This window comes from Arthrobacter sp. MYb23 (genome assembly GCF_002979775.1).
GTDB lineage: Bacteria > Actinomycetota > Actinomycetes > Actinomycetales > Micrococcaceae > Arthrobacter.
Genome location: NZ_PCPR01000012.1, coordinates 93,976 through 120,004 on the forward strand (window position 1 = coordinate 93,976; position 26,029 = coordinate 120,004).

Here is a 26,029-nt window from a genome sequence, read left to right on the forward strand (position 1 = left end):
ACAAGAGGAATTAGCCAGTGAACTTTGCTCTCTACAAAGAGATGCTGTCCATACGCCCTGTCCGGCGTCTGCTCGTAGTGGGCATGATTGCCCGCATTCCACACTCGGCAGCAGGCGTGCTGCTCACCCTGCACATCGTGTTGACCCTCGGCCAGGGATACGCGGCCGCGGGCGCAGCAGCTGCCGTCATGACCATTGGCATTGCGCTGGGAGCCCCGTGGCGTGGCCGCCGGGTAGACATGGTGGGCCTGCGGAAGGCATTGATTCCTTCGGTTGTCTCTGAGACTGTCATCTGGTCAATAGTCCCGCACGTTTCGTATGAGTGGCTGCTGCCGCTGGTGTTCGTCGGCGGCCTTTTCACGCTGCCGATCTTCAGTGTTGTCCGCCAGTCGCTGGGCGTCATGGTCGACGGCGAGCAGCGGCGTTCGGCGTTCGCCCTCGATTCCATCGCTACCGAGCTGGTGTTCATGATTGGGCCGGCTGTGGGCGCAATCGTCGCCACCAGCGGTTTCTCGGCAATTGGACTCACGGCCGTGGGCGTTTCCGTCTCCGTGGCCGGGCTGTTCCTCATGTGGTTCAACCCGCCCACCCGCAGCGAAGCGGTGTGCACCCCGCAGGAGTCCGCGGACCGGGCTGCAGCCGATCTTGCTGCTGCTGAGGCTGCCATGGTGGCGTCAGCACCGGCCCACGTCCAGGAAGCGGCGTCGGAAATGGCGTCCTCGACGTCCCGAACGGCAGCTCTGCGGAGTCGCGTCGCCAGGAACTTCACCTGGTTCACGGTCTCTGTTGCGGCACTTTTCGTGGTGGCCGCCGGATCCGGCATGGTTCTGAGCGGTTCCGATGTCAGCATCGTAGGACTCTTGGAACGTGGTGGGCACGAGAACGAAATTGGCATCGTGTTCTTCTTCTGGTGCGCAGCGTCGGTGGTTGGTGGCCTCATCTACGGGTCAATGAAGCGGTCCATCTCGCCCATGCTCCTGCTGCTGGGCATGGCCGCACTCACCATTCCGATGGGCTTTGCGCAGGACACCTGGACGCTGGCGTTCCTGTCACTCCTGCCGGGCCTGCTGTGCGCTCCGGTCCTATCGGCCTCTTCCGAGAAGGTGGCTGACCTCGTAGAGGAGGAGCGCCGGGGTGAAGCCATGGGCTGGTACGGCTCCGCACTGACAGCTGGAGTCGCACTCGGCGCACCTCTGGCAGGGGTCTTCATTGACTCCGTGGGTCCTTCCGGTGGGTTCGCAGCCGTAGGAATCGCCGGCGTCGTGCTCTGCGCTACCGGACTCATCCTGACGTCCATGCGCCGCCGGGCAGCGCGGGTCTGAAAAGCTCAGATAACAACGACGGCGGGTCGACCACTTGTGGTCGACCCGCCGTCGTTGGTTCTTGCCGTAGTTGGGGCTAGTTCACCGGTCCGGTGAACTTTTCACCCGGACCCTTGCCCGGCGCGTCGGGAATAAGTGAAGCTTCGCGGAAGGCCAGCTGCAGGGAGCGCAAACCATCGCGCAACGGGCCGGCGTGCTGTGAACCAATCTCCGGCGCGGCTGCGGAGACCAGGCCGGCGAGGGCCGTGATCAGCTTGCGGGCTTCGTCCAGGTCCTTGAGGTCCTCGGCATTGGGGTCATCGGCCAGGCCTACCTTGACGGCTGCCGCACTCATGAGGTGAACGGCGCCGGTGGTAATGACTTCCACAGCCGGAACTTCAGCGATGTCGCGGATCTGCTGGGATACGCCGGCATCGGCGGCCGGGGCGGCGTTTTCGCTGTAGGAGTTGCGGGAATTGCTGTCTTCAGTGCTCATACTGGTAAGCTTGTCACAGACCGACTGGAAGTCGTTATTCACGGTTAATAACCGCAGTCAACGTTCCCGCCTTCCGCAATGTGCGCTTGGCGGGATGTTTCTGTAGAATTATCTTTCAGTTTGCAAGCGGAGTTCTCTCCCACCCGCGTCAGCCGTTCCCTTAGGGGACAGGATCCCTTTCGGGACAAGAGGTTGCCGGGTACCTGGTCGGACACTTGTGGAAGTATGGCTTCCGGAAGTGCGTGCTTCCTTGAGGAAGTACAGCCGATCTTCGAGGCCTTCGATTGCACCAGCAATTGGGGGCCTTCTCTATTTGCCGGTGACATCACCACAACCACAGGAGCTTTAACATTAGCGAGCCAAGAATCAATGAGCGTATCCGCGTCCCCGAGGTGCGGTTGGTCGGTCCTGCCGGCGAACAGGTAGGAATTGTCCGCATCGAGGACGCTCTGCGTCTTGCTGCTGAGTCCGATCTCGATCTCGTTGAAGTTGCCCCGCAGGCTAAGCCTCCTGTTTGCAAGTTGATGGACTTCGGTAAGTACAAGTACGAAGCAGCAGTGAAGGCCCGCGAGGCCCGCAAGAACCAGACAAACACGGTTCTTAAGGAAATCCGCTTCCGCCTTAAGATCGACAAGCACGACTACGAAACCAAGCGCGGACACGCACTTCGGTTCCTGGGCGCCGGCGACAAAGTCAAGGCCATGATCCAGTTCCGTGGCCGTGAGCAGCAGCGTCCCGAGATGGGCATCCGCTTGCTGCAGCGTTTCGCTGAAGATGTTGCCGAGGTTGGCATCATCGAGTCCAGCCCGCGCATCGATGGCCGCAACATGGTCATGGTGATCGGCCCGCTGAAGAACAAGGCTGAAGCCAAGGCTGAAGCCCGCCGCGCTACGCAGCGTGCTGAAGCCAAGGCACAGAACGAGGCCAAGGCATCCGGACGCGTTGACACCACGGGCGAGCAGGCTCCGCTGACGCAGAGCCTTGCTGACCTTCTTCCCGAGGGTTTCAAGGTCACTGAAGAGGAGACCAAGCAGGAAACTGCTGAAGCCCCCGAGGCTCAGGCACCGGTTGCTGAGGAAGCCACGGTTGCCGAAGAGGCTCCGGCTGCTGAAGAAGCTCCCGTGGCTGAAGAAGCTCCCGTGGCTGAAGAAGCTCCGGTTGTTGAAGAAGCACCTGCTCCGGTTGTTGAGAAAGCTCCCGTGGTCGAGGCTCCTGCAGCCAAGGCAGCACCGGCACCGGCTAAGGCAGCTCCCGCTAAGGCAGCACCGGCTCCGGCGAAGGCGGCACCTGCAGCCAAGGCTGCACCAGCAGAAGCAGCTCCGAAGCCAGTTGTTCCGGCAGCTGCCCCGAAGCCTGCAGTTCCTTCGGCTCCGAAGCCCGTCGCCAAGCCGGCAGCTCCCAAGCCGGCAGCTCGGCCCGCAGCCCCCAAGGCTGCGCCCAAGCCTGCATCACGCAAGACCAACTAGTTCAACGCCGTGGAGGCCCCGCCTCCATCGGCAAGCAACCAGCATGCTGGCCCTCGTAGGCCGGCTGCGCGAAAGAATCGCGGACTTGTCCGTGGATACGTAAGGAGATCGGTTCCCATGCCGAAGATGAAGACCCACAGCGGTGCTAAGAAGCGCTTCAAGCTGACCGGTACCGGCAAGCTGAAGCGTCAGCAGGCCAACCGCCGTCACTACCTGGAGCACAAGTCCTCCAGGCTGACCCGTCGCCTCGCCGGTGACAAGCTCGTCTTCAAGGGCGATGCCAAGGTCATCAAGAAGATGCTCGGCGTCTAAGTTCCAAGTTCTTTGGTTACTGCCATCCGGCAGGGACCGACTACACCAAAAGCCTTCTCAGGCCGGCCGGGTTTCCGGCAGTAGCAGCTTGGGATAAAGATTTCTGAAGGAGTACGCACGTGGCACGTGTGAAGCGGGCGGTAAACGCCCACAAGAAGCGCCGGGTTGTCCTCGAACGCGCAAAGGGTTACCGCGGACAGCGTTCGCGCCTGTACCGCAAGGCCAAAGAGCAGCTGCTGCACTCGTTTGTGTACAGCTACGGTGACCGCCGCAAGAAGAAGGGCGACTTCCGTCGCCTCTGGATCCAGCGCATCAACGCTGCATCCCGCGCCAACGGCCTCACCTACAACCGTCTGATCCAGGGCCTCAAGGCCGCTGAGGTTGAGGTTGACCGCCGCATGCTGGCCGAGCTGGCCGTCTCCGACGCCAACGCTTTCGCCGCTCTGGTGAACATCGCCAAGGCTGCACTTCCGGCTGACACCTCCGCTCCGGCTGCTGCAGCTCCCAAGGCTGCTGCTCCGAAGGCTGCCAAGGTTGCTCCGGCCGCTGCCACCGCAACGGCTGTCCAGGCTGTAGTCTCCGAGAAGCCGGCTATCGACGGTGCGGTCGCTGCTAACGGCGACGAAGCTCCGGAAGGCTACGCCATCAAGGGCAACGCCGAGTCCAAGAAGTACCACGTTCCGGGTTCCACCTGGTACAACACCACCGCTGCTGAGTACTGGTTCTCCACCGTTGAGGCTGCAAAGGCTGCTGGCTTTGAGCCTGCAGGCGGCGAAGCCCGCCAGCAGATCAAGAACTAGTCGCAACTGCCACTAAAGTTCTTTATATGAACGAAACCGGGCGCCCGCAAGACTTTCCGATGACCAACCCCCGAGCTGATCGGGTGAGGGACGTCGCCAAGCTTGCCGGGCGCCCGGCCCGTTTAAAGCGCGGACGCTTTCTTGCAGAGGGTCCGCAAGCGGTCCGTGAGGCGTTGACCCTGCACCGTGAGCGCATGGCGGCGGGAGGTCCCGCCGTCGTACATGAAGTTTTTGCCAGCGAAGCGTGCCTGGAGCGTCTTCCTGAGCTTGCCGACCTCGCGCAGGCAACGTTGCTCCGGCTGGCCAGTGACGAAGTCCTTGCCGCCATGGCGGACACCGTCAATCCGCAGGGGATCGTGGCTGTGTGCAGCTTCGTGGACGTCAGCCTTGATTCGGTGCTCGACGCCGGTCCCCGCCTGATTGCGGTCATGTGCCAAGTGCGTGACCCCGGTAATGCCGGTACGGTGCTGCGTGCGGCCGATGCCGCCGGTGCCGATGCCGTTGTCCTCACCGGCTCCAGCGTTGACATCTACAACCCTAAAGCTGTCCGTTCCACGGCCGGCTCCCTCTTCCACCTCCCGGTTGTGCTGGGTGCCGATGTTGAGGAGCTTGTTGCGCGGTGCAGCGAGCGCGGCATCGGTGTCCTGGCCGCGGACGGCTACGGAACTGTCAACCTGGACAAACTCCAGGACGAGAACGCTGCGCGGAGACTGGGGAATGACTCAGTGACCTCTACCTATGCCCTTGAGTCTCCAACAGCGTGGCTGTTCGGCAATGAGGCGCAGGGTTTGTCGGAGGCTGAGCTTGCGCTGGCTGATCACAGGGTGGCAGTGCCGGTCTACGGGGCAGCCGAGAGCCTGAACCTGGGCACGGCAGCTACTGTTTGCCTCTACGCCAGTGCGCGTTCCCAGCAAGGCGCCAGAGTGGGGAATGCGTAAACAGTGCGTCCACGGGTACGGTATTGCTTGCAAGATCAGACGATGACGACTCTTCTTGGCCAATTCCAGACGTTCCCAAACCCGAAGAGGTGAAGCTTTCGTGGCTGCAGGTGGCGGTACCAAAGCGATTGTGGCGGCTCTCGCTGCCAACTTGACCATCGCTGTGTTGAAGTTTGTAGCGTTCTTCCTGACGGCGTCATCGTCCATGCTCGCCGAAGCCATCCACTCGGTGGCTGACTCCGGCAACCAAATCCTGTTGCTTGTGGGTGGTAAGCGCGCCAAGAAGGCCGCAAGCCCGGAGCACCCGTTCGGCTACGGCCGCGAGCGGTACATCTACGCTTTCATCGTTTCCATCGTGCTGTTCAGTGTTGGTGGTCTGTTCGCCTTGTATGAGGCCTGGGAGAAATTCCAGCACCCGCACGGTATTGAGGGAGCCTTCTGGTGGGTTCCGCTCGCGGTACTGGTTGGTGCCATAATTGCTGAGTCCTTCTCGTTCCGCACCGCGATCATCGAGTCGAACCACACCCGCGGCAAGCAATCATGGGTCAAATTTGTCCGCAACGCCAAACAGCCTGAACTGCCGGTCATTCTCCTGGAAGACTTCGGCGCCTTGCTTGGTCTGGTCTTCGCACTCTTCGGCGTCAGCATGACCCTGGTGACAGGGAATGGTGTCTGGGATGCCATGGGTACCGCCATGATCGGCCTCTTGTTGGTGGCCATCGCAGTGATCCTGGCGCTCGAAACCAAGTCATTGCTCTTGGGGGAGTCTGCCACGAAGGAAGACGTCCAGCGCATCAGGTCCGCCCTGGAAGCCGGCGGCACGCGCATCATCCACCTCAAGACCCTGCACTTGGGTCCGGAAGAGCTTCTGGTGGCCGCAAAAATCTCCATGGGAGCCTCCGAGACGGGGGAAGAGATCGCCAGGGGAATCGACGACGCCGAGCAGCGTATCCGGGCAGCCGTCCCCATTGCGCGGGTCATCTACCTCGAACCCGACATCGAGCGCGTTCAGGCAACGCAGCTTTAGGTTCCTGAGCACGTAGGTCCTACAGGTAAAGCACGCAAAACTGACAGAACAAAGATGGGCTCCGCTGCGGCGGAGCCCGTCTCTGTTCCAGGTGTCTCGTTGCTGGCTGTCCTGTCCAGCTCTACCGCGCTACAGCGTCCGGCGGCGCAGCTGTTTCGTGGTGCTTGGGGCGATCAGCTGGCCAGTGGCCTTTTGCGCTCCAGCAGGCCGCTGAGCAAGGCTACTCCGAGGCCCAGAATGGCCAGCACCGCCCCTACCAAGGCAGGAGCAACGTAGCCCCAACCCCAGGCAATCACGGTCCCGCCGAGGAAGGCTCCGAGGGCGTTGGCGATGTTGAGGGCTGAATGATTCAGCGAGGAGGCCAGTGAGGCAGCGCCCGGTGCGGCGTCCAAGAGCCGGGTCTGCAGCGCAGGCGTCAACATGGAGCCCACGCCGCCCACCACGAACGCCATGATGAAAGCAGCCCACGCCCAGTGCGCGGCAATGGCGTAGACCACCAGGGCCACGGCGATTCCGGGCATGACCCAATAGATGGTGCCCATCACGGACTTATCAGCAAGGCGTCCACCGAAGATGTTGCCCACCACCATTCCCAGTCCGTAGAGGGCCACAACGGCGGGGATCAGGTTTTCCGGGATCCCTGCCACGGAGGTCATGGTGTGGGCGATGTAGGTGTAGACGGCGAAGAAGCCGCCGAACCCAATGATGCCGATCAGAAGCGCCAGCCATACCTGGAGTCGCTTGAGGGCGCCCAGTTCGCGCCGGATACTCGCCTCGGGGTGGGCTGCCTCGAACGGGACGAACTTCCACACCATGGCAACGGTCAGCAACCCGATGGCTCCCACGATGACGAAGAGGAGACGCCAGCCGAAGGTCTGGCCCACCCAGGTAGCTGCAGGGACGCCAATGACGTTGGAGACCGTGAGGCCTGCCATCACCATGGAGATTGCCCAGCCCCTCTTGGTGGGGGCTACGAGGCCGGCGGCAATGACGGCTGCCACTCCGAAGAATGCGCCGTGGGGCAGTCCTGACGCAAAGCGGGAAAGCAGCATGAAGCCGTAGTCGGGCGCGATGAAGGATGTCAGGTTCGCCAAGGACAGGAACAGCATGAGGCCCAGGGCCAGGTGTTTTCTTGGGAGCTTTGCTCCGAAAGCGGCGAAGACCGGGGCCCCGATAACGACGCCCAAGGCATAGGCGGAGATGAGGTTCCCGGCCTCAGGGGTGGTGATGCCCAGCCCTTCCTCGATTTCCTTGAGCAGGCCCATCATGGCGAACTCGGTGGTACCGATGGCGAACCCGCCCATGGCCAACGCCAGGATGGCCAGGCCAAGGTGGTTCCTGGCTGCTTTCGCGGTGGCGGAAGGGGACACGGTGGTAGTCATAAGCCTGCTTCTTGAAGGTGCCTTGTGGGCCGGGGAACTGCGGAGAAAATCCGATAACAATCTTAGTCCCGGGACGGCGCCGTGGTGCCGGTTTGTGACGATGCCCATGGCCCGGACCACCATAGACTGTTGCGGTGACTGCATTGATAAACGTCGTGGGCGCCGCCGTCGTCGACTCCTTGGAAGCCCCCACCCGACTGCTGGCCGCACGTCGCACAGCACCACCCCAGTTTGCGGGGATGTGGGAATTTCCGGGCGGCAAGGTGGAAACCGGAGAAACAGCGGAGGCTGCCTTGCACCGTGAACTCGCTGAAGAACTGGGTGTTCACGTGAACCTGGGGCCGGAACTTGAGTCCGGCAACACTGCCGGGTGGACGCTCAACGAGCGTGCTGCCATGCGGGTGTGGTTTGCCGAACTGACCGCGGGGGAGCCGCAGCCTCTGGAAGATCACGATGAACTGCGCTGGGTGTCGTTGGCTGACCATGACCAGGCTCTGAGCCTTCCGTGGATCCCGGCGGACCTGCCGATAGTCCGTGCACTGCTGGATCGGGTTGCCGCTCCAGCGTGACAACAAACGCTTAGAAGAGCGGCTGTTGCCCCGGGAGGGGAGAAGTGACTCCCGCGGGGGCCGCCGTTGGCCCGGAAACGCCGCGGGCATTCCTATGGCTGAATCCAGACGTCCCGGTGAAGCCGTACTTCGCCTTAAAGAAGGTGATCCTTCCAGTGAGCCAGGTGCGGTACTCCTTGGAGGCATAGGATCCTTGGCCATAGAGCCGCCGGTACTTGCCCACCAGTTCCGGGTGCTGTGCGGCCAGCCATTGCATGTACCACTCTCGTGTTCCGGGCTTGAGGTACAAAGCGCCGGCAGTGACTCCTGTGGCGCCCGCCTTGGTCAGTTCGGTGAACAGGGAATCGAGAGCTTCGTCCGAGTCCGTGAGCCACGGCAGGATGGGCATGGCCATGACCCCGCAACCTAATCCGGCATCACGAAGCCGTGCTATGAGCTTGAGGCGGGCCTTGGGGGATGGAGTCCCAGGTTCAATGAGCTCCGCAAGATCCTGATTGGTCATGGCCAGCGAGATACCAAGGTCCACGGGAACCTGGGTAGCGGCGTGCTTGAGCAAAGGGATGTCGCGGGAAAGCAGTGTGCCTTTGGTCAAGATGGAGAAGGGGGTGCCGGAATCGGCGAGGGCCCGGATGATTCCGGGCATGAGAGCGTAGCGACCTTCTGCGCGCTGATAGGGATCGGTGTTGGTGCCGAGGGCAACTTGGGGCCGTTCCCACGATGGCTTGGCCAGCTCTTTGCGGAGTACCTCCGCGGCGTTGATCTTAACTACCACTTGAGAGTCGAAGTCTCGTCCGGCGTCGAATTCCAAGTACGTGTGACTCTTGCGGGCAAAGCAGTACACGCAGGCATGGCTGCATCCGCGATACGGATTGACGGTCCATTCAAAGGGCATGTTGGAACCGGAAGGCACCTTGTTGAGCACTGACTTTGCGGTGACCTCATGGAAGGTGACTCCGGAGAATTCGGGTGTTGAGATGGAACGCACAAGTCCGGCAAGTGGCAGCAAGGCATCCAAGGCCGGGGCAGGGCCCGGAGCCTTGATTCCACTGGTCTCTGACGCCGGCCCACGCGTTGGTGAAAGTGCTTGTGCGTCCCATCTCATGAACTCTATTCGAAGGTATGTTCGAATGAATGTCAAGGTCATCCAGCTGGGGCCGGTGATTGCGGCGCCGTACGTTGCTAGGGTTGGCCCATGATTCTGCTGACTGGCTTCGAACCGTTTGGCGAGGACACTGTCAATCCTTCGTGGCTGGCAGCCTCGCGGGCGGGGGAGTTACTCGCCGCTGAAGGCGTCACCGTGGAAGCGGTGGAGCTGCCGTGCGTCTTTGGTGAGTCGGCAAAGGTTCTCACCGACGCCATAGCCCGTCTCACTCCGGACATTGTGGTCTGCACTGGCCTGGCCGGAGGCCGTGGAAGGATTTCCCTGGAACGCGTCGCCATCAATTGCGATGACGCTCGAATACCGGATAACAAGGGCCAACGCCCCATCGATGAGGAAGTCATCCCGGGCGGGCCTGCGGCGTACTTCTCCAGCTTGCCCATTAAGGCTGCGCTCCGAAACCTCCAGATCGCGGGAATCAAGGGAGAAGTCTCCCAATCTGCGGGCACCTACGTGTGCAATCACATCTTCTACGCGCTGATGCACTCCCTGGCATCGGCACCCGGCATCCGCGGCGGATTCGTCCACGTCCCCTATCTGCCGGAACAGCTGCCGGAAAGCAGCGGCACGCCGTCCATGCCCTTGGAGACGATGGCGGAAGGAATCGCCGTTATCGTCAGGACGGCCCTGCACACGCGGGCCGATGTGAAACTTTCAGCCGGGGCTATCCGCTAAACCAGCTTCCATTCAACCCGGATGCTCGCTGAAACTGAGGACTCGCCTGCTTCCACGGGCATGGCCTCCGCGGCGAAGGAAGCCCTCACCATTCCACCCAAGGGTATGGGTCCGCCGTGCAGCGGCTCCTGGGAGATGGAGACCACCTTCCCAAGCCGGGCGGAAGCCAGCGAAGCGTACTGTTCGGCTCGTGCCACGGCGTCCTGCCATGCAGCCTCCTGCGCCTGGGCAGTGACGGAGGAAGAATCCGCAAAGCCCTGTTCGATCCCGTTGATCCGGATGTCATCTCCGCCGGCAGCAACCGCGGCAGCAATCGCAGCCGGAGCGTCCGCCTGGGAACGGATGCCCACCAGAAGATTGGTGGAAGCCACATAGGCTGTCACTTTCTGACCTTGCCCCTCCACCCAGACCAGATCAGCGCGAAGGTTCAACCCGCTCGTTCGAAGATCCACGGCAGAAACACCAGCCTCCTGCAAACTGGCCGCGACAGCGTTGGCCGCTTTGCCGGCGTCGTCATAGGCTTCGGCGGCTGTACCGCGGCGCGTTTCCACACCGAGCGTTAACGTCACCAGGTCCGGAACAGCTTTTGCGCTCGCGGTCCCGGTAACAGTGATGGTTCGGTTCATGATGTGGCCTCGATTCGCTGGTCCGCAGGGCTGCCCGTTCGGCGGTGGTGGGTGTCTACGTAGCCGCCGGCCACGAGGCCGGCCTGCCTTTCAAAGAAATTCCTCGACGCCGGATTTCCGCTTCGAAGCATGGACCAACCGGCGGCAATGCCGTAGAGGGCAAGGAAAGGAAGTCCGAGACAGTACGCGTATTGGGTACTGTGCCGCTCCTCATGCCCCAAAAGCACTGTGTTGGTTCCGGCCACGCCCTGCGGCGCCCGGTACAGGATGACGTTTCCCAGGGTGAAAGCGCCAGCGTGGGGGAGTGTCCAGTGGTAGCCGGCCGCGATCAGAAGCCCGCGCGGGCCGTGAGAGACGGCGCACCCGGATGCCGCTGCCACCACCAACCCCAGTGGCGTGGACAGGTTGAGGACGTTTGCGATCTGCCGTAAGCGTTGCGCGGGAGTCATGAAGCAATGCTAGCCCCGGGGCGTATGGCGCGGCACGGGTGGCGGCGATACGCTGATCGGGCACCCGCCGGTGCCGCACTCACATTGGGGGAAGAGGGAAAATGAACGCGAAACGCGCCTTGGGCGTCGTCGGTGTATTGCTCGCACTCATGCTGGCTTTGACAGGTTGCGTCAAGCTCAACATGTCCGTGAAGGTCAACAATGAAAAGAGCGTGGACTACGAGGTGGTCTACGCAATCCAAAAATCCGTACTGGGAGACAAGTCCTTCGACGAATTCATGGAGTCCAACGGCACCGGAAGCGAGGGGATGGACATCCCCGACGGTGCCACCGTGGTGGACTACGAGGACGATAAGTACAAAGGCAAGCGGATCACCGCTGCCAACCTGGACCCCGCCAAACTTGCGGAGTCGTCCAGCTCCGAGAGTCCGTTCGAACTGAAAAGGGACGGGGACTTCTACGTCATCTCCATGGGCGGAGTGACCGGTGGTGAAAGCGGCGACTCCTCATCCTCAGCCATGGCGAAGTCCATGTTCGACGAAGCGTCCGTGAAATTCACCTTCCCGGGCAAAGTAGTAGAGGCCAAAGGCGCCACAGTTGATGGCAACACGGCCACGTTCGACATGCTGTCAGTCAATGAGTCAGTGGTCCAAGCCAAGGCCGAGGCCAACGCCGGAATTCCGATGTGGATCATCTGGATCCTCATAGCAGTCCTCGTCGTTGCCGCCGCGCTGGTCCTGCTGTTCGTCCTGTTGCGAAAGAGGTCGTCCCGGCAGGAGCCGGCGCTCGCCGGTGCAGCTCCGTACGGACAGCCGGGCTATGCAGCCCAGCCGGGTAATCAGGCCCAGCAGGGCTATGCGGCCCAGCCAGGCAATGCAGTCCAGCCGGGCTATGCGGCCCAGCCAGGCAATGCAACCCAGCCGGGCCATGAGGGTTATCCGTCCCAGCCCCAACATCCTGCCCAGCGCCCCCAGCAAGACTGGGCCGGGCAAGGCTACACGCCGGGTGCACCGACAGCGCCGACTCAGCAGCCCACCCAACCGCCGGGCACCCACCAGCCGCCCAACCAAACGCACGACGACGGCCCGGTACCTCCGCCGCCGTCGGCACCGCCGGCCTCCGGCGCCTAGGCAATCCCGCCTGTGAGGTTCAACTAGACTGAAGGGTAGTGTCTGCCGTCCGCGGCGAGCACTACCCTTTCGTTTTGCAGGCCTGCCTTGCCGGGCCGTTCCCTACTCGTAGCTAAGAACAGTAGATGACTGACACTTTGCCAGGCGCTGCCATCCCGAATCCGCTGGATGAAGCCGCCATCACCGCCGCCGTCGAGGACGCCATTGCCGCTATTGAGGCTGCTTCCTCCCTTGATGAACTCAAGGCTGTCCGCCTCGCCCACACCGGTGAGAAGTCGCCGCTGAGCTTGGCCAACCGTGAAATCGGTGGCCTCGCCAAGGAGCACAAGGCTGCCGCCGGCAAGCTCATGGGTTCTTCCCGTGGCCGGGTCAACCAGGCGCTCGCAGCCAGGACCCTGGTTCTCGAAGCCGAGAACGACGCCCGCATCCTGATCGAGGAAACCGTGGATGTCACTGCGGGTCCGCGTCGTCGGCGCGCTGGTGCCCGTCACCCGCTGTCCACGCTGCAGGACCGCGTCTCGGACATCTTTGTTGGCATGGGGTGGGAAATTGCTGAAGGCCCCGAGGTGGAATCCGAGTGGTTCAACTTTGATGCCCTGAACTTCAAGCCGGACCACCCGGCCCGCGAAATGCAGGACACGTTCTTCGTGGAGCCGCCTGAAGCCCATCTGCTGATGCGTACGCACACGTCGCCGGTGCAGGTCCGTTCCATGCTGGAACGCGAAGTGCCCATCTACGTGCTGTGCCCGGGCAAGGTGTTCCGCACTGATGAACTCGATGCCACTCACACTCCTGTCTTCCACCAGTTCGAGGGACTGGCGATCGACAAGAACCTCAGCATGGCGGATCTCCGCGGCACGCTGGAGCACTTCGCCCGCCAGATGTTCGGTGACGAAGCCTCCATCCGCCTGCGCCCCAACTACTTCCCGTTCACCGAGCCGTCCGCGGAGCTGGACATCTGGCACCCGGGCGCCAAGGGCGGTCCCCGCTGGATCGAGTGGGGCGGCTGCGGCATGGTCAACCCCAACGTCCTCCGGGCAGCCGGGATCGATCCGGACATCTATTCAGGTTTTGCCTTCGGTATGGGCATTGAGCGCACGCTCATGTTCCGCAACGAGGTCGGCGATATGCGCGACATGATCGAAGGCGACGTACGTTTCAGCGAGCACTTCGGGATGGAGATCTAACAGTGCGTATCCCACTTTCCTGGCTGCGTGAATTCGCGCAGGTTCCGGCCGATGCTACGGCCGAAGACGTCATGGCTGACCTGGTCAAGGTTGGCTTTGAAGAAGAAGAAGTCCACCGCCCCACGGATGAGCTGACGGGTCCGGTTGTGGTTGGCCAGGTTTTGAGCCTGGTCAAAGAACCGCAAACCAATGGCAAGACCATCAACTGGTGCCAGGTACGCGTCGTTCCCGAGGGTCAGGAACAGACCCTCACCGGCGAGGGCATTGATCCCTCCGGCGTGCAGGGCATCATTTGCGGCGCCCACAACTTTGTTGAGGGCGACAAAGTGGTTGTCACCCTGCCGGGAGCTGTCCTGCCCGGAAACTTCCAGATCTCGGCGCGCAAGACCTACGGTCACCTCTCCGCGGGCATGATCGCTTCGGTCCGTGAACTGGGCATCGGCGATGACCACGACGGCATCCTGGTGCTCTCGCGCATCGGACTGGACCCGGAAATCGGCACCGACGCGATGGAACTCCTTGGTTTGTATGACCAAGCAGCGGAAATCAACGTCACCCCGGACCGCGGTTATGCGTTCTCCATCCGCGGTGTGGCCCGCGAGTATGCCCACGCTACCGGAACCACCTTCGTGGACCCGGCGTCGAAGGTCAACGCACCGGCTACCTTGCAGGGCGGCTACGGCGTCAAGCTCAACGACGACGCCCCCATCTACGGCAAGCCCGGTTGTGACCGCTTCGTGGCCCGCACGGTCCGTGGTGTGGATGCTTCCCGTCCCACCCCGCCGTGGATGTCCTCGCGTCTTCGCCTTGCCGGCGTTCGCTCCATCTCACTGCCGGTTGATATCTCCAATTACGTGATGCTTGAGCTCGGCCAGCCGAACCACTGCTACGACCTCGATAAGCTCGCGGGCGACATCGTGGTGCGTCGTGCCGTGGCGGGAGAGAAGATCACCACTCTTGATGACAAGGAGCGCAAGCTTGACGTCGAAGATCTCCTGATCACGGATGACTCGGGTGCCATTGGCATTGCAGGCGTCATGGGTGGTGCCCACACCGAGGTGTCCGATTCCACCACGAACATCCTGGTGGAAGCCGCGCACTTCGATGAAGTATCGATTGCCCGCTCCCGCCGCCGGCACAAGCTGCCGTCCGAAGCTTCCAAGCGCTTCGAGCGCGGCGTTGACTGGCACGTTGCCAACATCGCCGCACAGCGCGTCGTGGATCTCCTGGTGGAACTTGCCGGAGGTACGGCGGACGAGGCCGGGACCGACGTCGGAACCGCCCCGGACGCTGTCACCATTGACCTGCCGGCAGAGTTCGCCTCGGCCCGTATCGGCATCGATTTCACTGACGAGCAGATCACCACGTCCCTCGTGGACCTGGGTGCAACTGTGGAGAAGACGTCGTCGGGTTACGTGGTGACGGCTCCGAGCTGGCGCAATGACCTCGAAACCAAGGAAGACCTCTCCGAGGAAATCGCGCGGTTGGTCGGCTACGACAACATCCCGTCGACGCTTCCGGTGGCGCCTCCGGGCCGCGGTCTGAGCCGCAGCCAGCAGCAGAAGCGCAGGGTTGTCCAGGCGCTGGCGGATGCAGGGCTCACCGAGGTGCTGTCCTACCCATTCGTCTCCAAGGCAGCAAACGATACTTTCGGTGTTGCCGCCGAGGGTGAAGCGCGTCCTGCCTTGAAGCTGGCGAATCCCATCAGCGAGGAAAACGGCTTCCTCCGGACGTCCATCCTGCCGGGTCTGATCGAGGTTGCCCGCCGCAACCACTCGCGCGGTTTCCGCGACTTGGCTGTGTACGAGGCCGGTTTGGTCTTTCTCCCGGGCGAAACGCTGGGCACGGATTCCATTCCGCCGCTTGGAGTGAAGCCCTCCGATGAGATTCTTGACGCACTGTACGACGGCGTTCCGCACCAGCCGCTGTACATCGCCGCTGTGCTGACCGGACATGATTCACCGGCCGCAGCGACGCACACGCCGCGGGCCTGGGATTGGGCAGATGCAGTGGATGTTGCACGCCTGATCGCCGATGTTTTGGGCGTCGAGCTGGTTGTCACCCAGGGAAGCCACCAAGCGTTCCACCCTGGCCGTGCAGCTCAGCTCGCGCTGCGCAGCGGCGACGTAGTGGGCTACGCCGGAGAGCTGCACCCCAAGCTCCTGGCTGCGCACGACATGCCGGCACGCTCCGTGGCACTGGAGGTCAACGTGGAAGCGTTGTTCGAAGCTGCTGCTGACGTGATCGTGGCCAAGCACATCTCCGGATTCCCAGTAGCGACGCAGGACGTTGCCTTGGTGGTTCCGCAGGACGTGCCAGCGGACCAGGTTCTGGCCGCTCTGCGTGAAGGTGCAGGCGAACTCCTGGAAGACGTCGCGTTGTTCGACGTCTACGCGGGTCCCGGGATCGACGAAGGCAAGAAGTCACTGGCTTTCGGCCTCCGCTTCCGTGCTGACGACCGCACGCTGACCGCGGATGAGGCTTCTGAAGCCCGTGCCGCAGCTGTTGCTGTTACGGCCGAGCGCTTCGGAGCAGTCCAGCGCTAAGCGCCTTGTTCGAGTAAATCCCCGGGACCTGTTGGTTCCGGGGATTTTCTTTTATCGAGATTGAGCTCCCAGCATCTTGACAGACTATTCACACATGTATGACAGTTTTGTCATGCACATGTGAAACATGTGTATCACATCCCTCGCACGGTTCCATGAGAGCCGTCCTTTGAAAGGTACCCATGAAGAAGCAGAACGTTGCTTTGCTTGTCGGGGCTGCAGTAATGGCTTTGACGTCCTCACTTGGTGGAGCTGCAGTGGCGTCAGAGTCGACGCCCCAAGCAGCCGCTGCCGAGGTTCAGCCCGTATCGCATCTGGTGGACAAGACGCAGACGTCGGGCTCGGCAGCATCTCCTCTGGCCGATAAGTACACCATCGCCGCCCCCACCAAGAACGGCGGCGCCTCCACGGACTCAGTCATCGGCGCTGATGGCCGCGTTCGGATCACCAACACCACGGCGGCACCGAACAAGTCCATCGTTCAGATCGAATTCAACGGCGGCTACATCTGCTCCGGTGCCCTGATTTCCGATGACACCGTACTGACTGCCGGGCACTGCGTGCACGAGGGCGGCACGGGTTCAACGGCCGACTACTCCTGGGGCGTGAAAGTAGCGCCGGGCCGCAATGGCTCAACCGACCCCTACGGCACATGCGGTGCAACGGAGATTTTCACGGACCAGCGCTGGATCGACTCGGCGAACACCAATGCTGACTGGGGCGTCATTAAGCTCGACTGCACCATCGGCAACACCACGGGCTGGCTCAACTACATCGGTACCACTGCCAGCCTGAATGGCACCAGCACCACGGTGCGCGGATATCCGGGAGACAAGGCATTCGGCACCATGTGGTCCATGACCGGCCCCATCGAGAGTACGCAGACAGAGAAGGTCTTCTACAAGATGGACACCTATGGGGGCCAGAGTGGCGCCCCTGTCTACAACAGCTCCAACACGATCGTTGCCATCCACACCAACGGTGGCAGCTCCAACTCCGGCACCCGCATCACTCCCACGCTGGCGAACTACCTGACGTCGGTGAAGTAGCAGGGGTGAGTTAAGCCAAAAAGCAGTGTTCCCCGCAGCGTCTTCATGGTTGCGGGGAACACTGCTGTGTGAGGCGAGTGACGGTCAAGTTGGCACGTACGCGCTTGGTCAAAACTGGAATGTAGGACTCAGATTCATCCGCTACAGACAGCAACGCGGCGTGGAACGTCGTATAGGAGGGCTACAGTAGTGCTCGGAGTTGGTGCTCCACCAACTCTTTTACATGTGGCGTCCTGCTTGGGCCCGCCAATAGTCTGATGGGCAGCGTGAAAGGAGTTCTGATGAAGTACTCGAAGGTCAAAGCCGGACTCATCGCCGGCGCTGCATTCCTCGTAGGACAGTTCATTTATCAGGTTGTTCTCACTGCACCTTACAGTCTCGGAATCAGCCTCGTTATGGCGGTCATCGTCGTGGTTGGGTCCGTCGTGGGCCGGCACGTGATGAACCGCCGAAGAAGCGGGCTGACCGGCGACGTTTAGCTGGGTGGCAAGGCGCCCGATCAGCTGTTCATGGAGAATGCTGGCTTCAACTCACGAGCAAAAGTGCAAGGAAGGCCGAGATGGATCGTCCGGTGCTTGAGCTGCGGAAGCTCAGTGACGCGCCCGGCGCAGGCGGTCCGCTTCAACAACTCGGCCTGCCCGCCCTCGAGCGTGCCAACGGCTTGGCCAAACCCGAGGATCGAGATGAGTTCGTTGCCGGTCGGATCGCGCTGTGGCACTTCGCCGCTTCGCTGCTCGATGTCGATCCCACGCGCCTCGTGCCGGACTATCGCTGCCCGCAGTGCGGCCCGGGGCAGGACCACGGTCGCCCCGGTTTCCTGCTCGACGGCGTCCCCGCACCTTTGGTGCTCAGCGCGTCCCGGGCGTCGGGCTGGGTGCTGCTGGCCGCCGTCGTAAATCCAGCGGAAGGCCTGCGGCTGGGTGTGGACCTTGAATCGATAAGCGGGGTTGTCTTTGAGGGCTTCGACGACGTCGCCTTGACCGCAGCCGAGAAGGACTTTCTGGCCTCCGTCCCGGAACAAGATCAAGCAAGCCAACGCGCCCGCCTGTGGGCGCGCAAAGAAGCCTGGCTGAAGATGACGGGCGAGGGTCTGCGAAGGAACCCAGCGGAGGTGGGTGCGTTGGACCGTCCGGGCTTACAGGACGTGAACACTGTCAGAAATCGTGATCTACCGGAAGGCCTCGTTGCCGCCTTGGCCCTCGGCTAACGCACCGAAGGGAGCGGCGGAAGCGACGCTTCGTACAGCCACGGCCGGAGAATCGACGCAGCATCCAGCCCGGGAATGAACGAATCCGCAGCCTCGACGAACGTCCTGGTCGAGACCGAGCCGTGACGGTTAGCGGCCGTCCAATGCTGAAGGAATCCGAAGAACGCTTCGTCGCCGGCGGCCACCCTCAAGGCATGCACAGCAAGGGCTCCCCGTTTGTAGACGCGGTCGTCGAACATCAGCTCAGGGCCGGGATCACCCACCAGCAAGTCCTGTGGCCCGGCGTCGAGCCTTTTCCACGCGGCCGTTGCCCGCGCAGAAACCGTCATGGTGCGGGATTCCTCGGACCACAACCACTCCGCGTAGCAGGCAAAGCCTTCGTGTAGCCAGATATCTTTCCAGCTGGTGACTGTCAGGGAATTACCAAACCACTGGTGGGAAAGCTCATGGGCGATCAGGCGCTGAGCATCCCAGGCATCACGCATATGGTTTCGGCCGAAGATCGAGACTGTCTGGGCTTCGAGGGGAATTTCCAGCTCGTCCTCGGTCACCACAGAGGTGTAGTCGGCGAACGGGTACGGGCCGAAACAATCCTCAAAGGTGCGCATCATGTCCGGCTGCCGGCGGAGGCCTTGGAGGGCGTCCACCGCCATCTCGGGCGTGACTGCAACGAACTGGGGCACCCTGTGGTGGGTATCGTCAACGTGCAGGGGAACCTTGGTGTACCTGCCGATCTGAACCGTGGCGAGGTAGGTGGCCATGGGCTCGGCCTGTTCGTAGACCCACGTCTCCCTGCTCGACTTGCGGGAGTGCGACACGAGGCGCCCGTTGCACACCGGACGGTAGTTGTCGTCAGTGGTCACGGAGATGAGGAAGCTGGATTTGTAGCGGGGATGATCATTGCAGGGGAACCAGGACGCCGCTCCGTTGGGCTGTCCGGCCACCAGGACGCCGTCGTTCAGTTCCTCCCAGCCCACATCGCCCCACAGGCCGCGGCGCGGCTGGGGGTTGCCGTCGTAGCGGATCTCGAGGGAAAACTGCTGGCCCACCTTGAGCGGGGTTGCGGGGGTCAGGACCAGGTGTTCGGCCCGGTGGCTGAACTTCTGCAGCTTCTTGCCGTCCATCTGAATCTTGCTGGCCCGCAGGCCCACCAGGTCAAGGACAATCTGCGGCGCAGCCTCCAATGCGGTGCAACGCAGGACCGCCTTGCCGATCAGCTTGTTGCTGCCCAGCCTGACGTCCAGGTCCAACTCGTACCTGTCCACGCGGTAGGCGCTGCTGCCGTGGTTCAAAGCATAGGGGTCGGCTTCGGTCATGGGAGTGGTGATTGGTGCGGCCATATCCGTCCAATCTACTTGAGGCGCGGCGCTTGTGCTGACGGACCCACCCACGGGCTCACGGGGTTGCCCATCCAGTACGTCCCCGCCGGGACGGTTTCGCCGCGCATTACCAACGACGCCGGACCAACAGTACCGCCGTCGCCGATGCTCGCTGCGGGGAGGATGACCCCGTGCGGGCCCATCGTGGCGCCATTGCCGAGCGTCACTGTGTCAAGGCTCATGACACGGTCGTGGAAGAGATGTGTCTGCACGACGCAGCCACGGTTGACGGTGGAGTTCTCGCCCAGGGTCACGAGGTCGGCCTCGGGAAGCCAGTAGCTTTCGCACCACGTTCCGCTTCCAATCTTGGCGCCGAGTCCGCGCAACCACCACACCAGGGCCGGAGTACCTGCAGCGGAGCGGGCAAACCACGGCGCACTCACCATCTCTATGAAGGTGTCCACCACCTCGTTGCGCCAAATGAACGAACTCCACAACGGGTGTTCGCCCGAGCGGATGGTCCCCACAAGGACCCATTTGGCCACGATGGAACTCAGCGCGGCCACAGCCCCCGCGGCCAGCATGACCACGCCACCCAGGATTGCAGCTATCCAGTAACCCCAGCCGCGGGCGATCCAGTCCAGCACCAGCATCACGGCTACAGCGATGGCCACCGTGAGGATGACCGGTATCAGGCGGCACAGTTCCCACAAGGCTCGTGCAATCTTCAGTTTGAGGGCCGGGCGGAAGGTTCGTGTTTGGTCAGCATCGACGGCGGTGCGGCGCAGCCTGACGGGGGGACTGCCCAGCCATGAGGTGCCCGATTTTGCCTTGATGGGCGTTGCGGACAGAACTGCTACGAGGGAATTCTTGGGCACGTTCCGTCCCGCAGCCGTCATCCCGGAGTTGCCAAGGAAGGAGCGCTTTCCGATCTTGGCCGGAGCGATTTTCATCCATCCGCCGCCAAGCTCGTAGGAGGCCACCATGGTGTCGTCGGCCAGGAAAGCACCGTCGCCGATGGTGGTCATTTTGGGAACCAGCAGCACCGTTGAGGCTTCCACGTTCTTCCCCACCTTCGCTCCGAGGAGCCGAAGCCAGAGGGGCGTGAAGAGGCTGGCGTAGACGGGGAAGAGGAGGTCCCGGGCCATGTCCAGGAGCCGTTCCGTGGCCCAGACCTGCCAACCGATGCGGCTGCGCACCCGGTAGTAGCCCTCTTTCAGCCCCAAGCCCAGAAGCCTGGCAACAATAAGGATGAGAATCAGGTTGCCGAAGAACCACACCAGGGCGGCCAGTGGGAGGGCCAGGGCGATCTGCGGAAGTGCTGTTTGCAGCGACTCGTGGCCTTGGATGAAAGCCAGGACCACCAGCGCGCCGGCGAACGCAGAGATGTAGGGGATGAGGGCCAGCAGAGCCGAGGCGCTAGCGAAAGCGGAAAACCAGAGCCGATCAACCACGGGCCGCCGGCTGACTGTTTCCGGCCACTCGTGCTTGGCCTTGCCACGGCGTTCGGCGGGGGACCCGGCCACGAGGTGACCGGCTTTCACCTTGCCCAGCACGGCCGATCCAGCATCGACGTGGGCACCCGCCCCAATGGTCGCTCCGGGCATCAGGGTGCTTCGTGCTCCCACAACTGCACCCGCTCCCACGTGGATTTGTCCGATGTGGACGGAATCGCCGTCCACCCACCAGCCGGAAAGGTCCACTTCGGGTTCGATGTTGGCTCCGCTGCCCAAGGACAGCAGGCCGGTCACCGGGGGCAAAGAGTGCAGATGGACGTCCTTGCCGATCTTCGCACCAAGAGCTCGTGCGTAGTAAGGGACGAAGGGGGCACTGGCCAGACCTATGGCACCGGAAAGGTCTTGGATCTGCTCGGCCAGCCATAGGCGGAGGTGGGTCTTCCCGGATCGCGGGTAGGTGCCGGGTTGGATCCTGCCAAGCAGCACTTTGGCTGCAACCACTGAGATTGCCATCCGGCCCAAGGGGCTGACAAAGATCAGCCATGATGCCGCAATCCACCACCACGACACAACGGGTGCGGCGGCAAAGCCAGCGAAATCAGCCAATAGCCGGTTGGCAGCCATGAGGTAGGTCAGCCAACGCATGCCTACAAGTATGTGGAGCGGCGCACCCATGAGGACCTGGAAAATTTGCGACTTCAAGGCCGTAGGGCGGACGGTGCGCTCTGCAGCGGGCCCCGGCAAACCGCCGTCGGGCAGAGATTGCCGGGCGGCGTCGATCAGGGCTCCGACACGCGGCGTGGCATAGATATCAGCCACGGTGATAGTGGGGTAGCGGACGCGAAGGGCGGAAACGAGTTGGGCTGCGGCCAAGGATCCGCCACCGTAGGCAAAGAAATCGGCGTCGAGTGAGCTGACGGGGCTGCCCAGTACCGCCTCCCACTGCTCCACCACCCAGCGGGCGTCATCTGGCAGATTCAGTGGTGCGTTGCCAGCCTCAGTGGCGCCGGCTCCTGCCAGCGGCCAAGGGAGTGCATGACGATCCACCTTGCCGCTGGTCTTGGTGGGAAGGGAGTCCACAACGGTCAGCAAGGGGATCAAAGCAGCCGGGAGGCTCTCGCCCAGAAGGCGGCGTGCTTCGTCCATGGACAATTCATAGCCGTCAACCGGGGCCAGGTATCCCACAAGGATCTGGTTGCCGGCCGCCGTCGTCTGCACTGCTGCAGCCGCGCCAGCTACGCCGGGCAAGGACTGAAGCGCCGCATCCACTTCGCCCAGTTCGATCCGGCGTCCACCGAGTTTGACCTGTTCATCGGCCCTGCCCATGAAGATCAGGCCCTCTGCTTCGAATCGCACCAAGTCGCCGGAGCGGTACGCACGCTCCCACCCCAAGGTGGTCATGGGGGCGTACTTCTCGGCGTCCTTGGCAGGATCAAGGTAGCGGGCCAACCCAACCCCGCCAATGATGAGTTCGCCGATTTCCCCCTCTGCCACCGGAACGCCCTGCGGATCGACGACAGCCAGGTCCCAACCGTCCAACGGCAGGCCGATCCGAACGGGGCCGGGCCCGCCCAGGGGAGCGGCACAGGCAACGACGGTAGCCTCTGTGGGCCCGTAGGTGTTCCATACTTCACGGCCGTCCACCGCCAGGCGTTCAGCGAGTTCGGGCGGGCATGCTTCACCGCCAAAGATCAGAAGGCGGACGTTTTCCAACGCTTCGGCGGGCCACAGCGCGGCAAGGGTGGGCACGGTGGAGACTACGGTGATCCCGTGGTTGATGAGCCAAGGACCCAGGTCCATGCCGGTTCGAACAAGGGCTCGTGGCGCGGGCACCAGGCAAGCTCCGTGACGCCAGGCCAGCCACATTTCCTCGCAGGAAGCGTCGAAGGCTACCGAAAGGCCGGCCAACACGCGGTCCTGGGGTCCGATGGGCTCAGCCTTGAGGAAGATCCGGGCCTCGGCGTCAACGAACGCGGCCGAGGACCGGTGTTGGACAGCAACGCCCTTGGGAGTTCCGGTGGATCCCGAGGTGAAGATGATCCAGGAATCGTCGTCCAGGGCAGGGGTGGAGGGCGTGGAGACGGGTTCCCGTGCTTCACCGGAAAGCCGGATGTCCAGGCCGCCAGCAATGATGGCACCAACCCTGGCTTCGCCGAACACCAGGCGCGCCCGCTCATCGGGGTCGTCCGCATCCACGGGAACATAGGCGGCGCCGGCCATAAGGATTCCCAGGATGGCAATGTATAGCTCGTTGGTGCCGGAGGGGATCCGGACCCCGATTTTGTCTCCCCGGCCAAGACCGGCTGCGTTGAGCTGGGCGGCAAAGGCGCGCACGGCCTTGAGGAGCTCGGTGTAGCTCAACGACCTTTGCCCGTCGTCAAGCGCTGACGCCTCCGGGAATGACGCGGCGGTCTCTTCCAAGATGTCAACGAGAGTGCGCTCGGCAGGAGCCGCGGGGCCTCCCGGTAGCTGGGGACGGTACGTCATCAGGGCAGGCGTCGTTCCGGCCCCAGCGGGATGTTCTGTGCTCACGTTGCTCAGCTTTCCGCAGAAAGATGAACAAAAGGTGTCCGGCGTTTCCTGCCGGTCACGCTTTGTTGATCAGCCGTTCGCTTTTTGCACATGCGGTGTTCAATAAGGGTCAGGGAACCAACAGGACTTTGCCGGTGGTACGGCGTCCTTCAAGGTCCCTGTGCGCCTGGGCGGCCTCGGCCAGTGGGTAAGTTGCGCCCACCCGTACAGCGAGGGTGCCGTTGGCGGCGGCGTCGAAAATCTCGGCCGAACGCCACCTGCGTTCCTGGGCATTCTGAACAAAGTGGGCCATGGTGGGCCTGGTGAGCGTCAGGGATCCTGCCGCATTCAAGCGCTGGGGGTCGAAGGGCGGCACAGGCCCGGACGCAGCGCCGAAGAGCACCATGGCGCCACGTATGCGCAGGCTCTTTAAGGAATCGTCAAACGTGTCCTTGCCGACGCCGTCGTACACCACGTTGACGCCTTCGCCGTCGGTGAGTTCGCGGACCTTGTCGGCGAAACCGTCGTAGCGGAGCACCTCATCGGCGCCGGCCAGGGTGGACAGATCCGCTTTTTCATCCGAGGACACGGTAGTGATCACACGGGCTCCACGGGCCTTCAGCAGTTGCGTCAGCAGCAGACCAACGCCACCTGCGCCTGCGTGAAGCAGTACGGTGTGGCCCGGCTCTACCCGGAACGACGAGTTCATCAGGTAGTGGGCGGTGATGCCTTGCAGCGGCAAGGCTGCGGCAGTGTGATCGTCGACGCCGTCAGGAACCGGAAGTGCTTTGCTCGCCTCCACCAGGGCGTACTCTGCGTACGTCCGGGATCCCTCGGCCGTGGCAACCCGGTCACCAACGGAAAATTCCGCGACCCCATCTCCCACAGCCTCCACCGTGCCGGCGGCCTCAGCGCCCGGGGTGAAGGGGTAGTCCACTTTGTAGGTGCCGCTGCGTTGGTATGTCTCAATGAAATTGACCCCGGCAGCTGCGACTTTGATCAACAGCTGACCGGGGCCAGGCTTCGGTATTTCCACAGATGCGTACTCGAGGACCTCAGGTCCTCCGGGCTGCTGTGCAACGATGGCGTGCGTCATGGTGGCTCCTCACTCCGGGGCGGTCCTTCCGGTGCCCGGTTTCAGATTCCATCCTAGGGAAGTTGGGGCTTCCCTTGTGGAACGCCTAGAAGCGTCCGTGCGTCGAAGCTACGGGGCAGTCGAAGCCGCGCCCTGCTGCCAGGCCGACGTCGTTCAGGTATCTGACCACAATGCCGTAGGACTGCATCAGCGTGGTTTCCGTGTAGGAAATGGAGTGTTTGGCGCAGAACTCGCGCACGATTTTCGTGGCCTTGTACAAATGGGGGCGGGCCATGTCCGGGAACAAGTGGTGCTCCACCTGGCGGTTCAGTCCACCCAGGAGGAAGTCCATGAAGATGCCACCGGAGATGTTGCGCGAGGTGAGGATCTGGCGGTTAAGGAAGTCCACGCGGCTGTCTTTGGGAAGGACAGGCATGCCCTTGTGGTTCGGGGCGAACGAGGCACCCATGTAAAAGCCGTAAACCATGATCTGCACGCCGAGGAAGGCGAAAGCCATGCCGATGGGCAGGAACGTGAAAGCCAGTACCGGGAGGGCGGCAAGCCTGGCCACGAGGATGGGTGTCTCTACCCAGCGGTGACGTACTTTTTGCTTGCCGAAGACAAAGCGAAGGGAGTCGAACTGCAGGCTCAAGCCCAGGAGCGTCAGGAGCGGGAAGAAGAACCAGCCCTGCTTCTTGGTGAGGAAAGCCAAGCGGCCTTTGCGTTCGGCTGCGGCGTCTTCGTAGAACACCAAGGCGTTGTTCCGGATGTCCGGGTCCTTGGAAATGACGTTGGGGTGGTTGTGGTGGGCTCCGTGCTTCTGTTCCCACCAGGAGTAGCTGATGCCGGCGACGCCGGTGGCGAGGAGGCGGGCGGACCAATCGTTGGCGCGGCGCGAAGCGAAGATCTGTTTGTGGCCTGCCTCGTGGGCAAGGAAGCTGAGCTGCGTGCAGAGGATGCCTACGGCCGCGGCGATCAGGAGCTGGTACCAGGAATCGCCAATGAGGGCGAAGCCGAGCCAGGTGCCGGCCATGAGCAGTGCCAAGGCCACGAAGACCCAGATGTAGAAGCCGCTCCGGCGTTCGAGGAGTCCTGCAGCTTTGACGCTCTTGAGGAGCTCTGAATAGCTTTGGACAACGGGATTTGGTTGAATTGCGCGAGCTTTGGGGCGCTCAGCGGTGGACGTGGGTGACATAAATGTGCCCCGTATCGCTAACGGGCAACGCTGCAGCCGACGTTCGGACTGCACGGTCTGGATCACCCTCCACTAAGCATACGCGTAATCCCCAAAATAATGAGACGCATCACAACTGCATGCATAAATATCGGACAGCATGAATATTCTTGC

The 26,029-nt window shown here is 62.5% G+C and carries 23 protein-coding genes; 14 read left to right on the plus strand and 9 right to left on the minus strand.

Going from position 1 to position 26,029, the window contains the following annotated elements:
- The first annotated feature begins 17 nt into the window (after positions 1–17).
- Positions 18–1,322 carry an MFS transporter gene (locus CQ020_RS13750; protein ID WP_105692349.1) on the plus strand — a complete coding sequence of 435 codons (1,305 nt, stop codon included), beginning with the start codon at positions 18–20 and terminating at the stop codon, positions 1,320–1,322.
- Between the two features lie 76 nt (positions 1,323–1,398).
- Here the strand turns inward: CQ020_RS13750 and CQ020_RS13755 are convergent, their stop codons facing one another.
- A complete protein-coding gene (locus CQ020_RS13755) occupies positions 1,399–1,797 on the minus strand; it encodes a DUF1844 domain-containing protein (protein WP_105692384.1) in 399 nt (132 codons plus the stop codon).
- Between the two features lie 392 nt (positions 1,798–2,189).
- On the opposite strand from CQ020_RS13755, the gene infC reads away from it, so the two are divergent.
- The 5 genes from infC (at position 2,190) to CQ020_RS13780 (ending at position 6,340) form a co-directional block, all read left to right on the plus strand.
- Positions 2,190–3,263 carry a translation initiation factor IF-3 gene (gene infC / locus CQ020_RS13760; RefSeq protein ID WP_374955198.1) on the plus strand — a complete coding sequence of 358 codons (1,074 nt, stop codon included), beginning with the start codon at positions 2,190–2,192 and terminating at the stop codon, positions 3,261–3,263.
- Positions 3,264–3,380: 117 nt separating this feature from the next.
- The gene (gene rpmI / locus CQ020_RS13765) at positions 3,381–3,575 is read left to right on the plus strand and encodes a 50S ribosomal protein L35 (RefSeq protein WP_011774324.1); all 195 of its coding nucleotides are present in this window, start codon (positions 3,381–3,383) and stop codon (positions 3,573–3,575) included.
- 119 nt (positions 3,576–3,694) lie between these two features.
- Positions 3,695–4,375, plus strand: coding sequence for a 50S ribosomal protein L20 (rplT, locus tag CQ020_RS13770; RefSeq protein WP_105692351.1), 681 nt, complete (start codon positions 3,695–3,697; stop codon positions 4,373–4,375).
- A gap of 26 nt (positions 4,376–4,401) precedes the next feature.
- A complete protein-coding gene (locus CQ020_RS13775) occupies positions 4,402–5,313 on the plus strand; it encodes an RNA methyltransferase (RefSeq protein ID WP_105692352.1) in 912 nt (303 codons plus the stop codon).
- A 100-nt stretch (positions 5,314–5,413) separates the two neighbouring features.
- Entirely contained in the window at positions 5,414–6,340 is a 927-nt protein-coding gene (locus tag CQ020_RS13780; RefSeq protein ID WP_105692353.1) for a cation diffusion facilitator family transporter, read from the plus strand.
- 173 nt (positions 6,341–6,513) lie between these two features.
- On the opposite strand, the gene CQ020_RS13785 is transcribed toward CQ020_RS13780, so the two are convergent.
- The gene (locus tag CQ020_RS13785; RefSeq protein ID WP_105692354.1) at positions 6,514–7,722 is read right to left on the minus strand and encodes an MFS transporter; all 1,209 of its coding nucleotides are present in this window, start codon (positions 7,720–7,722) and stop codon (positions 6,514–6,516) included.
- A 134-nt stretch (positions 7,723–7,856) separates the two neighbouring features.
- On the opposite strand from CQ020_RS13785, the gene CQ020_RS13790 reads away from it, so the two are divergent.
- Positions 7,857–8,291 carry a (deoxy)nucleoside triphosphate pyrophosphohydrolase gene (locus CQ020_RS13790; RefSeq protein WP_105692355.1) on the plus strand — a complete coding sequence of 145 codons (435 nt, stop codon included), beginning with the start codon at positions 7,857–7,859 and terminating at the stop codon, positions 8,289–8,291.
- Between the two features lie 10 nt (positions 8,292–8,301).
- On the opposite strand, the gene CQ020_RS13795 is transcribed toward CQ020_RS13790, so the two are convergent.
- Positions 8,302–9,393 carry an Rv2578c family radical SAM protein gene (locus CQ020_RS13795; protein WP_105692356.1) on the minus strand — a complete coding sequence of 364 codons (1,092 nt, stop codon included), beginning with the start codon at positions 9,391–9,393 and terminating at the stop codon, positions 8,302–8,304.
- A gap of 90 nt (positions 9,394–9,483) precedes the next feature.
- Here CQ020_RS13795 and pcp point away from each other — a divergent pair, with 90 nt between their 5' ends.
- The gene (gene pcp, locus CQ020_RS13800) at positions 9,484–10,125 is read left to right on the plus strand and encodes a pyroglutamyl-peptidase I (protein WP_105692357.1); all 642 of its coding nucleotides are present in this window, start codon (positions 9,484–9,486) and stop codon (positions 10,123–10,125) included.
- Here the strand turns inward: pcp and CQ020_RS13805 are convergent.
- Both CQ020_RS13805 and CQ020_RS13810 read right to left on the minus strand, forming a co-directional pair.
- Positions 10,122–10,751 (minus strand): SIMPL domain-containing protein, encoded by a 630-nt coding sequence (locus tag CQ020_RS13805; RefSeq protein ID WP_105692358.1) that lies wholly within the window; start codon positions 10,749–10,751, stop codon positions 10,122–10,124. The genes pcp and CQ020_RS13805 overlap by 4 nt on opposite strands.
- Positions 10,748–11,200, minus strand: coding sequence for a hypothetical protein (locus CQ020_RS13810; RefSeq protein WP_105692359.1), 453 nt, complete (start codon positions 11,198–11,200; stop codon positions 10,748–10,750). The genes CQ020_RS13805 and CQ020_RS13810 overlap by 4 nt, the downstream gene beginning before the upstream one ends.
- Before the next feature lie 101 nt (positions 11,201–11,301).
- On the opposite strand from CQ020_RS13810, the gene CQ020_RS13815 reads away from it, so the two are divergent.
- The 6 genes from CQ020_RS13815 to CQ020_RS13840 all read left to right on the plus strand — a co-directional run bounded on the left by CQ020_RS13815 (position 11,302) and on the right by CQ020_RS13840 (position 18,319).
- Positions 11,302–12,330, plus strand: coding sequence for an LppM family (lipo)protein (locus CQ020_RS13815; protein WP_105692360.1), 1,029 nt, complete (start codon positions 11,302–11,304; stop codon positions 12,328–12,330).
- Between the two features lie 125 nt (positions 12,331–12,455).
- Complete coding sequence (gene pheS / locus CQ020_RS13820; protein ID WP_105692361.1) at positions 12,456–13,517, plus strand: phenylalanine--tRNA ligase subunit alpha; 1,062 nt, start codon at positions 12,456–12,458, stop codon at positions 13,515–13,517.
- A gap of 2 nt (positions 13,518–13,519) precedes the next feature.
- Positions 13,520–16,063 carry a phenylalanine--tRNA ligase subunit beta gene (pheT, locus tag CQ020_RS13825; protein ID WP_105692362.1) on the plus strand — a complete coding sequence of 848 codons (2,544 nt, stop codon included), beginning with the start codon at positions 13,520–13,522 and terminating at the stop codon, positions 16,061–16,063.
- Between the two features lie 182 nt (positions 16,064–16,245).
- Positions 16,246–17,112 carry a serine protease gene (locus CQ020_RS13830; RefSeq protein WP_105692363.1) on the plus strand — a complete coding sequence of 289 codons (867 nt, stop codon included), beginning with the start codon at positions 16,246–16,248 and terminating at the stop codon, positions 17,110–17,112.
- Between the two features lie 281 nt (positions 17,113–17,393).
- Entirely contained in the window at positions 17,394–17,591 is a 198-nt protein-coding gene (locus CQ020_RS13835; protein ID WP_105692364.1) for a hypothetical protein, read from the plus strand.
- An 80-nt stretch (positions 17,592–17,671) separates the two neighbouring features.
- A complete protein-coding gene (locus CQ020_RS13840; RefSeq protein WP_105692365.1) occupies positions 17,672–18,319 on the plus strand; it encodes a 4'-phosphopantetheinyl transferase superfamily protein in 648 nt (215 codons plus the stop codon).
- Here the strand turns inward: CQ020_RS13840 and CQ020_RS13845 are convergent.
- The 4 genes from CQ020_RS13845 to CQ020_RS13860 form a co-directional block, all read right to left on the minus strand.
- Positions 18,316–19,659: a M1 family metallopeptidase gene (locus tag CQ020_RS13845; RefSeq protein ID WP_105692366.1), complete on the minus strand. Its 1,344-nt coding sequence runs from the start codon at positions 19,657–19,659 to the stop codon at positions 18,316–18,318. The genes CQ020_RS13840 and CQ020_RS13845 overlap by 4 nt on opposite strands.
- Positions 19,660–19,670: 11 nt before the next feature.
- Positions 19,671–23,582, minus strand: a complete 3,912-nt coding sequence (locus CQ020_RS13850) for a Pls/PosA family non-ribosomal peptide synthetase (RefSeq protein WP_105692367.1) — start codon at positions 23,580–23,582, stop codon at positions 19,671–19,673.
- A gap of 154 nt (positions 23,583–23,736) precedes the next feature.
- Positions 23,737–24,702 (minus strand): quinone oxidoreductase, encoded by a 966-nt coding sequence (locus tag CQ020_RS13855; RefSeq protein ID WP_105692368.1) that lies wholly within the window; start codon positions 24,700–24,702, stop codon positions 23,737–23,739.
- Between the two features lie 85 nt (positions 24,703–24,787).
- Positions 24,788–25,876, minus strand: a complete 1,089-nt coding sequence (locus CQ020_RS13860; protein WP_024820403.1) for an acyl-CoA desaturase — start codon at positions 25,874–25,876, stop codon at positions 24,788–24,790.
- Positions 25,877–26,029 lie beyond the last annotated feature (153 nt).